12 protein-coding genes and 1 pseudogene are annotated in these 15003 nt (G+C 59.9%); 9 read left to right on the top strand and 4 right to left on the bottom strand.

Annotated elements, in window-relative coordinates; genetic code table 11:
- The 4 genes from VIL80_RS08120 to VIL80_RS08105 all read left to right on the top strand — a co-directional run.
- The coding region (locus VIL80_RS08120; protein WP_332035617.1) for a DUF6795 domain-containing protein at positions 1-453 on the top strand (453 nt) is incomplete at its 5' end.
- Positions 454-481: 28 nt separating this feature from the next.
- Entirely contained in the window at positions 482-1648 is a 1167-nt protein-coding gene (locus VIL80_RS08115) for a lipase family protein (RefSeq protein WP_332035616.1), read from the top strand.
- A gap of 459 nt (positions 1649-2107) precedes the next feature.
- Entirely contained in the window at positions 2108-4357 is a 2250-nt protein-coding gene (locus VIL80_RS08110) for a TonB-dependent receptor (RefSeq protein ID WP_332035615.1), read from the top strand.
- Between the two features lie 127 nt (positions 4358-4484).
- Positions 4485-6068, top strand: coding sequence for a tetratricopeptide repeat-containing sulfotransferase family protein (locus VIL80_RS08105; RefSeq protein ID WP_332035614.1), 1584 nt, complete (start codon positions 4485-4487; stop codon positions 6066-6068).
- Positions 6069-6087: 19 nt separating this feature from the next.
- Here the strand turns inward: VIL80_RS08105 and VIL80_RS08100 are convergent, their stop codons facing one another.
- The 3 genes from VIL80_RS08100 to VIL80_RS08090 form a co-directional block, all read right to left on the bottom strand.
- Complete coding sequence (locus VIL80_RS08100) at positions 6088-8001, bottom strand: monovalent cation:proton antiporter-2 (CPA2) family protein (RefSeq protein ID WP_332035613.1); 1914 nt, start codon at positions 7999-8001, stop codon at positions 6088-6090.
- A gap of 47 nt (positions 8002-8048) precedes the next feature.
- Positions 8049-9344, bottom strand: a complete 1296-nt coding sequence (locus tag VIL80_RS08095; RefSeq protein WP_332035612.1) for a cation:proton antiporter — start codon at positions 9342-9344, stop codon at positions 8049-8051.
- A 125-nt stretch (positions 9345-9469) separates the two neighbouring features.
- On the bottom strand, positions 9470-10375 hold the full coding sequence (locus VIL80_RS08090) for a pirin family protein (RefSeq protein ID WP_332035611.1): 906 nt from the start codon (positions 10373-10375) through the stop codon (positions 9470-9472).
- A gap of 153 nt (positions 10376-10528) precedes the next feature.
- On the opposite strand from VIL80_RS08090, the gene VIL80_RS08085 reads away from it, so the two are divergent.
- The 5 genes from VIL80_RS08085 (at position 10529) to gstA (ending at position 14708) form a co-directional block, all read left to right on the top strand.
- Positions 10529-11416, top strand: a complete 888-nt coding sequence (locus tag VIL80_RS08085; RefSeq protein WP_332035610.1) for a LysR family transcriptional regulator — start codon at positions 10529-10531, stop codon at positions 11414-11416.
- Positions 11417-11467: 51 nt separating this feature from the next.
- Positions 11468-12472, top strand: coding sequence for a Gfo/Idh/MocA family protein (locus VIL80_RS08080; protein ID WP_332035609.1), 1005 nt, complete (start codon positions 11468-11470; stop codon positions 12470-12472).
- A 191-nt stretch (positions 12473-12663) separates the two neighbouring features.
- A complete protein-coding gene (locus VIL80_RS08075; RefSeq protein ID WP_332035608.1) occupies positions 12664-13068 on the top strand; it encodes a DoxX family protein in 405 nt (134 codons plus the stop codon).
- A gap of 37 nt (positions 13069-13105) precedes the next feature.
- Entirely contained in the window at positions 13106-14077 is a 972-nt protein-coding gene (locus VIL80_RS08070) for a glutathione S-transferase family protein (RefSeq protein WP_332035607.1), read from the top strand.
- A 31-nt stretch (positions 14078-14108) separates the two neighbouring features.
- Complete coding sequence (gene gstA / locus VIL80_RS08065) at positions 14109-14708, top strand: glutathione transferase GstA (protein ID WP_332035606.1); 600 nt, start codon at positions 14109-14111, stop codon at positions 14706-14708.
- Between the two features lie 16 nt (positions 14709-14724).
- Here gstA and VIL80_RS08060 read toward each other — a convergent pair.
- A pseudogene (locus VIL80_RS08060) lies at positions 14725-15003 on the bottom strand (multidrug effflux MFS transporter); the annotation flags it as partial.

Here is a 15003-nt window from a genome sequence, read left to right as displayed (position 1 = left end):
AAACAAATATTCCTGTTAATTATTCTTCTACCAGCGAGTGGCTATTGTATGGCGGTATTGGATATTGGAAAGGCGTACACCTTTTCCGGAATGAATCTGAAAATTACACATAAGGGCAACCCGGCGGCAAATGCCAAGGTGACGAGAATTGTCGAATGGCAAAAGGAACAGGTGGATGAGTTCACCACAGACGATAGTGGCATTGTCACTCTGCCGGAAGTCAAGGAGCGCTCCCTAAGCCAACTTCTGCCGGTTCAGTTTGTGGCGGCTCAGGTCGTCAACGTGGAATTCGAGGGCGAAGAATACGAGATCTGGGTCAACAGCAAGATGAGCCCGGAGAAAAATTCTGAACTGGGCGGCCATCCGCTCGATCTCGAGTGCGAGCTCACCCGCGAGCCGATAGCGGTTGAAGATTTCGATACGATTCTGGTTACCAGCTGCCACTGGAAGTGACGTTAATAACTAAAATAGGGATGTGGTTATGTCTGAATTGGACCCGAATTTCGCTGCACGCCTCGCTTCCGGCATTTATGCGGTAAAAAATGAAAAAACCAGAAGTGCGTTCTATATAACTTTCAAAAAATATCTGGAACTGGGGGAAGACCGGAAACTACAGAATACCGGATTGAATGGAAAAACCGGCGGTATTCTGCTGCAGACTTCCCACATGATGGCGGTGGCGGCGGAAGGAAAATCCGGCAGCGCCTACCAGAATCAAGCCGTTATTGCGATCAAGGGTACCGCGAGCCTTATGGACGGCCTGACGGACCTGAATGCCGGACTGAAAAGCGCAAAAACCGGCGGCATGGTTCACCAGGGCTTTCTGTCTACGTTCAATTCATTCGTAGACCAGTTGCCGCAGTTTTCTACCAATATTCACACCATCCACTGCGTCGGCCACAGCCTCGGTGGTGCACTGGCGACCCTGACGGCCGATTGGTTGAAGTCACACTCCGGGCGCCAGGTGAAGCTATATACTTTTGGATCTCCCAGGGTCGGTCTTGAATACTACGCCGCTAAAACCGGCCGACGCATAGGCGCCGGCAATCTCTACCGGGTCTACCACCAGACTGACCCGGTGCCGATGGTGCCAACCTGGCCCTTTTTCCATGTTCCCGATGGTGGTGACGGGGATTTCCTGTTGCCCTCCGGCTTGCACTTGAAGCCGTGGGAATTCCACAGTATGGACAGGTATGCCAAATCCACCAGGGGTGAAGACAACCAGCCATTGGACTGGCCCAAACTAAAATCCCGCCGTCCCCAGGATTTCCTCGACTCCAGCATCGAAGCCTGGCTCAAGTCCGACGGCGCGGTTTCATTCACTCTGAATACCGCACGGCTGCTGAGTGCGGCGATTCTGTGGGTGGTGAAAAAACTGATCAATCTCACGGGGATTGCGGTGGTGATGGCCGGCAGTACCACCTTTACCCTGCTTGACCGCCTCGCCATGCTGATGAGCAAGGGGCTGCAACTGGCCAAGGATATTTCCATCTGGGTGCTGCGCCTGATCCGGCGTATGGCACAGATGCTGGGAATCGTGATACTCGAGGGTGCGGAAATGACCCTGAATTTCATCCGCCAGGTGTTTGTTCAGGCGCATCACGCGGTGTCGGAACTGGTGCGCCAGGCCGGTCGCACCCTTCACTAAACGGGTGTCTGATTTTTTTGTCTCTTCCTGAATTTGCGCCAGTTGTGCACCGAGCAGGCTGATCAGGTCGCTGTCAGCAAGTGAGATTCCGTCACTTGTTGACAGAAACTTTACCAAAATATCCCGCTGTCGCGCTTTAACTTGTGTTGCCTCGCCTGATTCTGTAGAACCGAAATATAAATCCGAGATAAATGGCTTTATGTTGCACATGAAAAGCGCTGTCGGCGATCCGCTCTGCAAGCGCTCCTGCGATTTCCACCTCAGCGAGTGGTTCGACAATTAGTTGACCGTTACCAGATCTGGTAGCGGGCAGCCCTTCCCTGCCTGAATTCTTTCCAGCTTTCTCTACCTGGCATTGCCACCGCCGCGGGCTGCGTTCGTGCGGCGTTGCGTTGCCGTGGGGAAATTTCCGACCTGCAAAAAAAACAGACCTAAAAAAACATACTCGAGGGTAAAGAGATGAAACCATCCAACAAGCAACTGTTGGCACTGGCCATTGCTGCGGTCAACTGTGGACCGGCTGTGGTGTTGGCACAGAGTCAGCCGACAAACGATTCAATGATCGAGGAAGTGGTGGTGACCGCCAGCCGCCGCGCTGAGAGCATCCAGGAGATTCCCTACAACATCACCGCAATCACCGGTGAGTCGTTGAAAAATGCCGGGGTGGATGATCTGACCAAGATGTCCCAGTTTATTCCCGGCATGCAGATGATCGATGCCGGCGCCCGCAGCACCGGCCTCGTGACGCTGCGCGGTATGAACGTGGGCGGCCTGCAGGCATCGGAAAACCAGGGTGGCAAGGACATCATCTCCCGTTACGTCAACGACACGCCGATGCTGATCGACTTCAAGCTGGTGGACGTTGAGCGCGTGGAAGTGCTGCGTGGCCCCCAGGGCACCCTGTACGGTCGCGGCGCCATGGGCGGTACCCTGCGCTACATCCTCAACAAGCCCAGCACCGAAGCCACCGAGGGCTCGGTCAGTACCGAGCTTTACCAGAACAGTGAGAGCGACGGCCTATCCAGCGAGGTTAGCGGTGTGCTCAACCTGCCGCTGTCCGACACCCTGGCGCTGCGCGTATCCGGCACCCGTGTGGATGACGCGGGCTTTGTCGACTATGAAAACGTGCTGGTGGAGCCCGGTGTGTCCAATGACACCCGCTACGTAAAAGACGTCAACACCGAGGAAACCACCGCGATCCGCACCGCGCTGCGCTGGGAGCCCAACGACCAATTCTTCGCCCAGGCCACCTACTATGTGCAGGATCAGAAGGCCGGCGGGCGCCAGGCGGTCAACCCGGAATACACCGGTAACGATTACACCTCCGCCCTGCTGTATGTGGAGCCGCGGGATAACAAGGACGATCTGTTCAATATCGAATTCGGCTGGAACAGTGACCTGATCGAAATCTTCTCCACCACATCCCGGGCCAACTACGAGGGTTACGGACGCCGCGACCAGAGTGATTTCCTGGCGATTCTCTATCCCTTCTACACCGACTTCCCGCAGTACTCCACCTACGCCGTGGACGACAACGAGGCGGAGTCCCTGGTGCATGAAACCCGCTTCCTGTCCACCGACGGCAACTCCCCCGAGTGGCTCGACTGGATCGCCGGTTTCTACTACGAGGAAACCAACACACTGCTAGATGCGCGCGAGTACATCCCCGGCTGGGACGCCTACTGGGACTACGACAACGGCCTGACGGAAGCGGGTTCCACCGACCTGGAATACTGGCACTACAGCGACGATACCTTTAAAGAGCGCGCGGTATTCGGCGAGGCCACCTTCCACGCCTCCGATGCCCTGCAGGTGACCCTGGGTGCGCGCTACTTCAAACAGACCGAAAGCGTGGCCTACGACTGCTATGCATTCCCCATGTGGACCGGTGCCGATCGCGACTGTGATGCCCAGTCCGGTGACATCGACGACACCGTGTTCAAGCTGAATGCGGCCTATGACTTCAGCGATGACGTCATGCTCTATGCCACTGTTGCCGAAGGTTTCCGCCGCGGCGGCCTGAACTTCGGCCCCAACCTGCGCGAGGATGAAAAAACCTACGACTCCGACAAGGCGGTGAACTACGAACTGGGTTGGCACACCACGCTGGCCGGTGGGCGCGCGATCTTCAACGGCGCGATCTTCCGGGTCGACTGGAAAGACCTGCAGGTCGGTACCAAGTCTGAGGTCGCCGGTATCAATATCACCGGCAACGGTAGCCAGGGAGTGATTGACGGTATCGAGCTTTCCACACAGTACTCTGCCACCGACAACCTGACCCTGAATGGCTGGGTGACCTACTACGACCACGGTCTCGACGGCGACGCCCCGGGTATCGACGGCTTCGACGGCGACTCCTTCCCCGGTGTACCCAAGCTGCAGGCCAACCTCGGTTTCGACTACTTCATCCCGGTATCCCAGGGCGAGCTGACCCTGCGTGGCAACGCCTACTACAAGGATGAGATCCAGACCCTGTTGAACAGTGTCGGCGACAATTACGACAACGAGACACTGGATGCCTATACCGTGGCCAACCTGTCGCTGGACTACCGCCTCGACCAGTGGCGCGCGTCCGTGTTCGCCGACAACGTGACCAACGAGTATTACTACAACGGTGGTCGCAGCGAGAAAAAATACGGTGAGCGCGGGCAGTTCTACTATGTCGGCCAGCCGCGCACGCTTGGGGTGAATTTGTCCTACGAGTTCTGATTTGCCAGTCTCACAGGGCTACCTCTTGGCGGGGCTTGCTCCGCCTTTTTTTTCTGGATCCGCAGTGGGATACCCGCTAAAACTGCCGCGGAACCGATTTATTGTCCCGTTGTTACGGTGGTCTGATATGCCGAATTCCACGCTCAGCCAGCAGCTCGATCTCGCCCGCCATGCCGCCGCTCGTCACGATTGGCGCGAGGCCAGCAGGTTATGCATTGAGGTTTTGCGACAGGATGCGAAGCAGGCGGATGCCCACCTGATACTCGGTTGCGCCGCTGGCGATGCGGGCGCTGCTGCCACAGCGCTGCGCGCTTTCCGGGCGGCTCTCGCTCTGGCTCCGGGGCGCAGCGATATCCGCATTCAACTGGCCCGCTGCCTGGCGCAGAGCGGCGATCATGCCGCCGCTGAGAAAGAGGCCGATATCTGCGCATCAATGATTGACGACGACGCCGGCCAGCTGGATCTGCTCGCCACCATCTACAGCCATCTGGGCAACCAGGAAAAGGCTGCACCTTTTGCGCAGCGTGCGGTCGAGATGTCGCCGGGAAGCACAACCCTGTTGTCGAATGCCGCCGCTATCATGATCTTCCTGGGGCGCAAGGCGGAGGCGGAAAAGTATCTGCTGCGTGCTCTGCAACAGGCTCCGCAGCATTTCCGCAGTCACTGGCAACTCGCTCAGGTGCGCCGGGCAGTGGACACTGTCCATTGCGAGGAGATGCAAGCACAGACGGCGCAATATAAAGAAAACCCGAAAGCGCTGGCCTACCTGCATTACGCGATGGGCAAGGAATCCGAAGACCTGGGCTTGTGGCAACAAGCCTGGCACCACTATGCAAGCGGGGCGAAATACCGGCGTCAGGAGATCCATTACGGCAGCGCAGAAGAGCAACGCCTGTTTGACACGTTGCGCGAGGTCTTTAATACAGACTGGTTCCGCAGTGGCCCCGCGCGTGCTGATACGCAGGAAGAGGCGCCCATCTTTATCGTCAGCCTGCCGCGCGCCGGCAGCACCCTGGTCGAGCGCATTGTCGCTAGCCACTCACAGGTGCAGTCGCTTGGTGAGCTGCCTCACTGGCCGCTGGCGGTAAAAAAACAAACCGGTGTTGGCGGCGTGGCGCTCTACAGCCCGGAAATCGCTGCGACCGCAGCGATGATAGACCCGCGAGCCACTGCCCGCGATTACTGCATGGCGATCAGTCACAGGCGGGATCAGCGCCCCTTCTTCACCGACAAACTGCCGGGCAACTTCCTCTACCTGCCGTTACTGGCCAGAGCGTTTCCCAGGGCCCGTTTTGTGCACGTTACCCGTCACCCGATGGATGCCGGCTTCGCGATGTACAAACAATTGTTCGCCGACGCCTATCCCTGGTCCTACGATCTCGAAGAGCTGGGGCAGTACTATGTGCACTACCATCGCCTCATGCAGCAATGGCAGGGTCTACTGCAAGAGCGGATGGTGTCGGTGAATTACGATGCGCTGGTGGCGGCACCGGAAGTGGAGACCCGTGCGCTGCTGGATGGCTTGCAGTTGCCATTCGAAGACGCCTGCCTGCAACCCCATCGCACACAAACCCCCACTGCAACGGCGAGCGCGGCGCAGGTGCGCGAGCCCATACATCGACGCTCCAGCGGACGCTGGCAGCAATTTGCCGCGCAAATGCAGCCCTACCGCGCCGTGCTGGAAAGTGCCGGCATCGTGCCGCGCACCTGATGCGGTTCCGCGCGTCTGTTTAAAGCCCCGGCCTGATAATCCGGGTCTTGTTGCGCCCCTTTTTACCGCCTTTGCTTTGTTCTTCTTTTCCGGATCCCGCGCGCCTGTTGTCCCAGTGATGATCCAGATGCAGGTCCGGGTCGCGGCGATCTTCGCGCAGCGCCTGCAGCAGCTGTTCGCGATAGATCCTGGTCTGGGCGATGTGCTGGGATTCGTCGCGCCAGTAGGGGAACAGGGACTCCAGCATGCGCTGGTCGTGCTGTTTGAACTTGCGTGCGGCCCTGTGCGCCTGATGGTAGGAATACCCCAGTAGTTGCAGGGCGCCGGCACCGATCTCCAGCGCGCTGTCGACGGTTTCGCGGTAGATGTATTGCACCCCAGCTTCCATCAGTGCGTACTGGTGCATGCGATTGCGCGCACGTGCAAGGATGGTGATATGTGGATAGTGCTTCTGGATACGGCTGACGATTTCCAGTGACGCGGCCTGGTCACTCAGGGTGAGGATGGCGATTTTCGCATTGTCGGCACCGGCCGCGTGCAGCAGGTCCTCGCGCGAGGCGTCGCCGTAGTAGGCCTTGATACCATAGCGCCGCACCAGTTCCAGCTGCTCGGCGTTGTGCTCAAGCAGGGTGGTGTCGAAGCCACAGGCATTCAGCAGGCGCCCGGAAATCTGGCCGTAGCGGCCGTAGCCGATAATGATCACCGGCGAGCCGTCGTCCTGCGGTGTACTGTCGGGAATATCCGGGGTGCGCGGGCCGGTAAAGTAGCGCGGCTGGATCAGCTGTTCATAGGCCAGCAGCAGCAGTGGCGTGAAGGCCATGGACAGGGCGATGAGCGCGATCAGCAGGCTGCTGACATCGCTCGGCAGCACCTGGTTCTGGCTCGCGAAGGCCAGCAGCACGAAGCCGAACTCCCCTGCCTGCGCCAGGGATACCGCAAACAGCCAGTCTTCTCCCCGCGCCATGCCGCGCACCCGCGCCAGCGCAAACAGAATCGCGAATTTCACCAGCACCAGCATCGCCAGCAGTCCGAGCAGCAGCAGCGGCTTCTGCATCACCAGGGCGAGGTCCAGGTTGGCGCCGACGGCGAGGAAAAATAGCCCCAGCAACAGGCCCTTGAACGGCTCGATATCCGCTTCCAGTTCGTGGCGGAACTCGCTCTCCGCCAACACCACGCCGGCGATAAAGGTGCCGAGGGCCGGCGACAGGTTGAGCCAGGTCATGACCGCAGCCGCACCCAGCACAATCAGCAGGGAGCAGGCGGTGAAAAGTTCGCGGGTGCGCGCACCCACCACCAGCCGCAGCAGCGGGGTAAGCAGGTAGCGCCCCGCCAGTACCAGCGCGGCAATGGCGCCGAGTACCGCGAGGGCATAGGCCCAGCCCTGCAGGTGTTCCGGGTTGCTGGCCACCTCCACGGTCGCCAGCAGCGGCAGCAGCGCGAGAATCGGGATGACCGCAATATCCTGAAACAGCAACACGCTGAACGCGTTGCGCCCGCCTTCGGTTTTGAGCAGATTTTTTTCCGACAGTGACTGCAACACAATCGCGGTGGAGGACAGCGCCAGAATCAGGCCGACAGCGGTGCCGGTGCGCCAGTTGAAGCCGAACAGTGCCATTGCCAGCCCGCAAACCGCGGCGGCGGTGATCAGCACCTGGGCGCCGCCAGTACCGAAGATCGCACCGCGCAGGGACCAGAGCTTGCGCGGTTGCAGCTCCAGGCCGATCAGGAACAGCATCAACGCCACCCCGAACTCCGCGAAGTGCATCTCGTCGCTGGTATCGCCCACCAGGCCGAAGGCATGCGGGCCGATCAGTACCCCCGCCACCAGATAGCCGAGCACCGAGCCGAAGCCCAGGCGTTTGGCCAGCGGTACGGAAATCACCGCGGCGGCGAGAAAGATGACGGCTTGTAAGAGGTAGTTATCGTGCGGCATGAACGCTCTTTGCAGTTATCGGGTTAGCAGCTGCCGCGACGGGAATATCAGTCTGCCGGGATGGCGGGATCGCCCTCCGGGAAGACCGCGGCGCGGCTGCGGTGAATCAGTGGGGCGATGGTGGAGCCCTGAACCACGATGGAGAAGAGTACCACGCCGTAGGTCATCACGATCCACAGGTGGCGCAGGTCGTGGTCGCCGGCAATTACATGGCCCGCGGGAATCGACATCGCCAGCGCCAGCGCCAGGCCGCCACGCAGCCCGCCCCAAATGAGGATGCGCTCGGTGTAGGGGTGGTATTTACGATGGCGCTTGAGCAACAGGAACGGAATTTTCACCGCCAGCGCGCGAGCGATCAGCACCACCACGATGGCCACCGCAATCAGAACAAAGTCGATGGGCTGGAGATTGATGGTAATAAGGAACAAACCCACCAGCAGGAACAGAATGCCGTTCAGGAATTCCTCGGTAATGGTCCAGAAGTGGTCCAGCTCGTGCTGGCTCACCCGTGAGAAGCCGCGCTCGCGGGTGTAGTTGCCGATGATGATGCCGGAGACCACCATCGCCAGTGCGCCGGAAACCCCGAGTATGTTGGCGGTGGCGAAGCCCGCGGTGGGGATCACCAGGGTCAGCAGCAGCTCCAGGCTGTGGTCATTGGTGGAGCAGATCAGCCAGTGGAACAGTGCGCCGATGGCAAGCCCGAGGGCGATACCACCCAGCGCCTCGACCATAAACAGATGGCTGATGGCGGGCAGTGTGGGCTCGGTACCATCGAAGGCCAGCGCGTAGATCACCGCGAACACCACGATGCCGAAGCCATCGTTAAACAGCGACTCCCCTTCCACCTGAATGGAAATCTGCTCCGGTGCCTTCATGCTCTTGATGATCGCCAGCACTGCAATCGGGTCGGTGGGGGAAATAAGCGCGCCAAACAGCAGGCAGTACACAAAGGCCACCGGCATGCCGATAAAACCGAAAAAGTAGTACATCATGTAGCCGACGGCGAAAGTGGAGATCAATGTGCCGAATATGGCGAGCAAGGTGATTTCGATTTTTTGGTTGCGCAGCATCAACAGGTCGATGTGCAGGCTGCCGGCAAACAGCAGGAAGCCGAGCATGCCTTTGAGCAACAGGTCCTCGAGATTCAGCAGTGGCAGCAATTGCGCCGCCCAATCCCGTAACTCGACGATCTCGAGTTTACCCAGGCCGATGACGATCAGTGATAGCGCCAGCGAGCCCGCGGTGATGGCGATGGTGGTCTGGGTGCGCAGGACGTATTGATTGAGGAAACCGAGAAAAACGGAGACAGCAGCGAGAAAGCAAAAAGTGTAATAGACGTCCATGTAGGCGCGGGGTCTCCGGTGCGATGCGGGGGATTACCTCTAACTGTAGGAGCCCGCGGGAAGGCTCCTACAAAAAGCGGGCTTGAGCGCGCGCCAACTCGATCAGTAAATCTATCCGATAGAAATTACTCGGCGAGCGTGCCGTTGTTGTAGTCGCGCACGGCCTGTTCGATTTCTTCGCGGGTGTTCATGACGAAGGGACCGTAGTGCACGACTGGCTCGTTGAGCGGCATGCCGTGCAGTACCAGCATTCCTGCGCCCTCTTCCGGTGCGTCTTCAGGCGCGCGCAATTGTAATGATTCACCGCTGCCAAACAACACCAGATTGCCGCGATTTACCACGCCGCGCCCGGTATCCAGTGCGCCGCGATAGATATACACCAGCACCGCGTGCTGCTGCGGCAGGCCGAGGTCGATTTGCGCGCCGGCTGCCAGGCGAACATCTGCCACCGCCGCTTCTGCGGCTGCATCCAGCAGCGGTCCATTCTCGGCCTGTCCATGCACCTGCCACTGACCCGCAAGTATGCGCATCAGCGAGCCGCGCTCATCCAGGGTTACCTCGCGCACCTGCTCCGGCTGGATATCCCGCCAACCGGGCTTGCTCATCTTGTCCTGTGCGGCCATGTTGATCCACAGTTGGAAACCGTGCATGCCGCCCGCCCCTGGATCCTTGGACTGCGAAGGCATTTCCGAGTGGATGATGCCGCGCCCGGCGCGCATCCACTGGGCGCCGCCCTGGGCGATGGCGCCGCGATTGCCGAGATGGTCCCGGTGCTCGAACTCGCCACTCAGCATATAGGTCAGGGTCTCGATGCCCCGGTGCGGGTGCGGCGGAAAGCCGGCGATATAGTCGTCGGGGTTTTCCGAGCGAATTTCATCAATCATCAGGAAGGGGCTGAAGTCCTGGAACTGGAAGCCCGCCACCCGGTGAATCTTCACCCCGGCACCATCGGCGGATGGCTGACCCGCCACTACCCGCGCCGCAGGGCGGACAGCGGCGCCTGAAACGTTGTTCTGTGTGAATTTATCCATGGTCCTGCTCCTCTGTTTCCGGCAGTATAGGCCGATAAAATCGCCAGAAAATGGCAAATAATCGCAACTAATATTCGAATGGCTCGACAGGTGACGCGGTCTGTCGGCCATACAAAACAGAAGCAGACAACAGCAACAGACAAAGGACAGTCTATGGCGAAGGTAACGCTGGAACAGTGGCGTATGTTTCAGGCCGTGGTGGAACACGGCGGTTTTTCCCAGGCCGCGGACGCGGTACACAAAAGCCAGTCTTCCATCAATCACGCCGTGCACAAGTTGCAGGAGAGTCTTGGTATTCCCCTGCTGGAAGTGCGCGGACGCAAGGCGGAACTCACCGATGCCGGACGCGTGTTGCTGAACCGCGCCGGCGGCCTGCTGGATGAGGCGGAGGCGCTGGAGGCAGTGGCCGAGAGTCTCGCCGCCGGCACCGAGGCGCGTCTGCGCCTGGCGGTGGACGTACTGTTCGATTACGAGGCACTGCTCAATGCGGTGGAGCGCTTCGCCGGTGAGTTTCCCCACACCCGCCTGGAGATCCGTGAGACGGTACTGTCCGGTGCCGAGGAACTGCTGTTGCAGCAGGAGGTGGATTTCATCCTGTCGGCACGGGTGCCCCAGGGCTTTGTCGGCGAGCCGGTCTCAAGGGTGAGGTTCGTGCCCGTCGCGCACCCCAACCATCCCCTGCATCAGCTGGGCCGGCCGGTGAACCGCGAGGACCTGAAAACCGCACGTCAGATCGTGATGCGGGATTCCGCGCTGAAAAATCGCCAGGATGCGGGCTGGCTCGGCTCCGACCAGCGCATCACCGTGACCAATGTACACACCTCCATTGAACTGATTGAACGCGGGCTGGGCTTCGCCTGGCTGCCGCAGACGCGCATTCGCGACTCCCTGTCTGCCGACCGGCTGCTGCCACTGCGCACCGAGGAGCCCTGGGAGCGGGATGTCACTGTGTACCTGATTTACGCGGACAAGGATCGCGCCGGACCCGCGGCCTGCCTGCTGTTGCGGGCGCTGCGCGAAGGGCTGCCGCCGTTTGAATAACGAATTATCGAGGTTGCGGTTGCGCAACACATTGGCCGTTGGGAGGGTGTGATGCGAAAAGAGACCGGTGAAATCAACTGGGGGATCATCGGTTGCGGCAACGTCACCGAAGTCAAAAGTGGTCCGGCTTTTGGCAAGGTACCGGGATCCCGCCTGCATGCGGTGATGCGCCGCGACCGGGAAAAACTGATCGATTACGCCCGGCGTCACTCGGTACCGAAATATTATGAATCGGCGGAAGCGCTGATTCACGACCCCGAGGTGGACGCGGTGTATATCGCCACCCCCCCGGGGAGCCATCGGGAATACGCACTGCAGGTCGCCAGCGCCAACAAGCATTGCTGTATCGAAAAGCCGATGGCGCTGAATGCCGGCGAGTGCCGGGAAATCCTCGACGCCTTCGCCGGCAAATCCGCCCAGCTGTTCGTGGCCTACTACCGGCGCTCCCTGCCCCGCTTTAACCAGGTGAAGGCATGGCTCGATGCCGGCAAGATCGGTGCGGTGCGCCACGTAAGCTGGCGTTACTCCCGCCCGCCCTCGGAACGCGCTTTATCCGGGGAGTATGACTGGCACACCGATCCGCAGATTTCTGGTGGCGGCCATTTTGTCGACCTGGCCTGTCACGGACTGGATCTGTTCATTTATCTACTGGGGGATATCTCCGCGGCCAAGGGCATTGCGACCAACCAGCAGGGACTGTATCCGGCCGAGGATGCGGTGGCGGCCTGTTGGATTTTCGACAGTGGCATCACCGGCTCGGGGCACTGGAACTTCGGGGCTGGCGCCAGCTGCGACGATGTCATCATCACTGGCAGCGCCGGCAGTATTCATTTCTCGGTGTTTGGGCCTGGCCCGTTTGTGCTTGAGACGGCGGCGGGCACCGAACGGGTCGATATCGGCAACCCGGAAAACATTCAGTATTTCCATATCGAGAATATGATCCAGCACCTGCGCGGCAACCTCCGGCACCCGTCGCTCGGTGAAGACGGGCAAAAAGCCTCGTGGGTCATGGACCAGATTTTGTCGGGATATTACCCGCCCACCACCGCCGGCTGACGGCGCTCAACTGGATAGATTTATCCAGCGACACCCTGCGGCACCGGCGAAACCCGGGATCGCAATCTGATCGATAAATTCGTCCATTCTCGTCGAATTTATGCGGTTTTAGTTTCGAAAACTCGAACTACACTGAACAGCGTTGTCACTCCATACACTTTCCGCAACGGAAATCACATGAGGATTCAGCAATGAACAACGGCGTTCTGTGCGACTTTGGCAAGCTGGTCGCGCGCATTCTGATGTCGGTGATGTTTATCGTCGCCGGCTACGGCAAGATCGGCGCCTACGCCGGTACCCAGGAATACATGGCTTCCGCCGGCCTGCCCGGATTCCTGCTGCCACTGGTGATCCTGCTGGAGCTCGGCGGGGGTCTGGCAATTCTGTTCGGCTTCTGGACCCGCTGGGTGGCGTTGGCCCTGGCTGCCTTCTGTATCGCCAGCGCCTGGCTGTTCCACAATGTTCCCGGCGACCAGATACAGCAAATCATGTTTATGAAAAACCTCACCATCGCCGGCGGCTTCCTGATCCTCGCCTGCGCCGGTGCCGGTCGCTTCAGCTTTGACCACGCCATGGCCAGGGTGAAAAACCGATGAAACATGTTCGCGGATACGTCGGTAAAGGAGCGCGCGCATGGGACTGCTGGTAAACGGCAAGTGGCAGGACCGCTGGTACGACACGGACAAATCCGGCGGTGAGTTCGAGCGCGAGGCGGCGCAGTTGCGCAACTGGATTACCGCCGATGGCGCTGCCGGACCCAGTGGCGAGGGCGGTTTTGTGGCGGAAAAAGACCGCTATCACCTCTATGTCTCCCTCGCCTGCCCATGGGCGCACCGCACTCTGATCTTTCGCAAACTGAAAGGGCTTGAGGAATATATCGGCGTGTCGGTAGTGAGTCCTTACATGTGGGAGCACGGCTGGACCTTCAAAGGGGACGAGGGCAGCACCGGCGACGAACTCTACGGCAGCGAGTTCATGCACCAGATTTACACCCGCCACCGCGCGGACTACTCCGGCCGCGTCACCGTGCCGGTGCTGTGGGACAAGGAGCGTGAGTGCATTGTCAGCAACGAGTCGGCGGAGATTATCCGCATGTTCAACTCCGCGTTCGATGGGCTCACCGGAGACCAGCAAGATTTTTATCCACAGGATTTGCGCGGCGATATCGATGCCACTAACGAGCTGGTCTACCAGAACGTTAACAACGGCGTGTATCGCGCCGGCTTCGCCACCAGTACCTCAGCCTACGAGGCGGCGTACCACCGGCTGTTTGAGGTGCTCGAACAGCTGGAAAGACGCCTCCAGCAGAACCGCTATCTCACTGGCGCGCGCATCACCGAGGCGGACTGGCGCCTGTTCACCACGCTGATCCGCTTCGATGCCGTGTACCACGGCCACTTCAAGTGCAACAAACAGCGGTTGGCGGATTACCCGAACCTGTGGGGCTTTGTGCGTGAGCTGTACCAGTGGCCGGGGGTGGCGGAGACGGTGGATTTCCACCACATCAAGACCCACTACTACGCCAGTCACCGCAACATCAACCCGACCGGCATCGTGCCGGTGGGGCCGGAACTGGATTACGCCGCACCCCATGGTCGCGGCTGAATATTTAAGGCTCTCAACCTGAGGAAACGCCATGAAGCTGTTCTATGCCCCCGGTGCCTGTTCCCTCTCCCCGCATATCGTTGCCTGTGAGGCCGGCATTGACCTAGAGCTGTGCAAGGTCGACCTGCAGGCCAAGCAGACCGAAAGCGGCGGCGATTACACCCAGATAAACCCCAAGGGGTGTGTACCGGCACTGCAGCTGGAAGGTGGCGAGATGCTGACGGAGGGGCCCGCCATTGTGCAGTTTCTGGCGGAGCAGAAACCGGATGCGAAACTGGCGCCGGAATACGGCACCCTGGATCACTACCGGGTACTGGAGTGGCTGAACTATATCGCCAGCGAGGTGCACAAGACCTTTGTACCGCTGTTCTGGGGTGCTCCCGACGAGGAAAAACAGCGCGCGAAAACACTGCTGGGCAAACGCTTCCAGTTTGTGGAGGAGCGCTTGGCTGGCGACTACCTGATGGGAAGTGAATTCAGCATTGCCGACGCCTACCTGTTCACCGTGTACAGTTGGTGCGACAAGGTGGGTGTGGATACCGGCGACTGGCCGAAGCGCAAGGCCTTCGCCGAGCGCATGGCGGCGCGCCCGGGAGTGCAGAAGGCCCTGAAAGAGGAAGGATTGCTCTGAACAGGCTGAACTAAATTCAGCGCCGCTGCTCGATCTCGATCGGCTGCCACGCCCTCGCCACAAACAGCGCCATGCACAGCGCGGCGGTGGCGCAGCACAGCATGCCACCAGCAATGGGCATTAGGGTGCCGGTGTGGATACCGTTCACCAGGCCGCCGAGCAGCCCCCCGGAAATAAACAGCGAGGCGCCGTAGAGCGCATTCGCGGTGCCGCTGATCTTGGGGAAGAACTCCAGGTAACAGGCGGCGGAGTTGGGGGCGATGATCCCGATACTGCCCATGGCCATCACCAGTGG

The sequence above is a fragment of the Microbulbifer sp. genome (assembly GCF_036563125.1).
Taxonomy (GTDB): Bacteria; Pseudomonadota; Gammaproteobacteria; order Pseudomonadales; family Cellvibrionaceae; genus Microbulbifer.
The sequence above is the reverse complement of the archived record's forward strand: the minus strand, read 5'-3'. Positions and strand labels throughout refer to the sequence as shown.

What these genes read in the sequence shown, in the direction of transcription:
- VIL80_RS08115 (WP_332035616.1), top strand. Translation starts at nt 482, where the DNA reads ATGTCTGAATTGGACCCGAATTTCGCTGCACGCCTCGCTTCCGGCATT.
- VIL80_RS08110 (WP_332035615.1), top strand. Translation starts at nt 2,108, where the DNA reads ATGAAACCATCCAACAAGCAACTGTTGGCACTGGCCATTGCTGCGGTC.
- VIL80_RS08105 (WP_332035614.1), top strand. Translation starts at nt 4,485, where the DNA reads ATGCCGAATTCCACGCTCAGCCAGCAGCTCGATCTCGCCCGCCATGCC.
- VIL80_RS08100 (WP_332035613.1), bottom strand. Translation starts at nt 8,001, where the DNA reads ATGCCGCACGATAACTACCTCTTACAAGCCGTCATCTTTCTCGCCGCC.
- VIL80_RS08095 (WP_332035612.1), bottom strand. Translation starts at nt 9,344, where the DNA reads ATGGACGTCTATTACACTTTTTGCTTTCTCGCTGCTGTCTCCGTTTTT.
- VIL80_RS08090 (WP_332035611.1), bottom strand. Translation starts at nt 10,375, where the DNA reads ATGGATAAATTCACACAGAACAACGTTTCAGGCGCCGCTGTCCGCCCT.
- VIL80_RS08085 (WP_332035610.1), top strand. Translation starts at nt 10,529, where the DNA reads ATGGCGAAGGTAACGCTGGAACAGTGGCGTATGTTTCAGGCCGTGGTG.
- VIL80_RS08080 (WP_332035609.1), top strand. Translation starts at nt 11,468, where the DNA reads ATGCGAAAAGAGACCGGTGAAATCAACTGGGGGATCATCGGTTGCGGC.
- VIL80_RS08075 (WP_332035608.1), top strand. Translation starts at nt 12,664, where the DNA reads ATGAACAACGGCGTTCTGTGCGACTTTGGCAAGCTGGTCGCGCGCATT.
- VIL80_RS08070 (WP_332035607.1), top strand. Translation starts at nt 13,106, where the DNA reads ATGGGACTGCTGGTAAACGGCAAGTGGCAGGACCGCTGGTACGACACG.
- gstA (WP_332035606.1), top strand. Translation starts at nt 14,109, where the DNA reads ATGAAGCTGTTCTATGCCCCCGGTGCCTGTTCCCTCTCCCCGCATATC.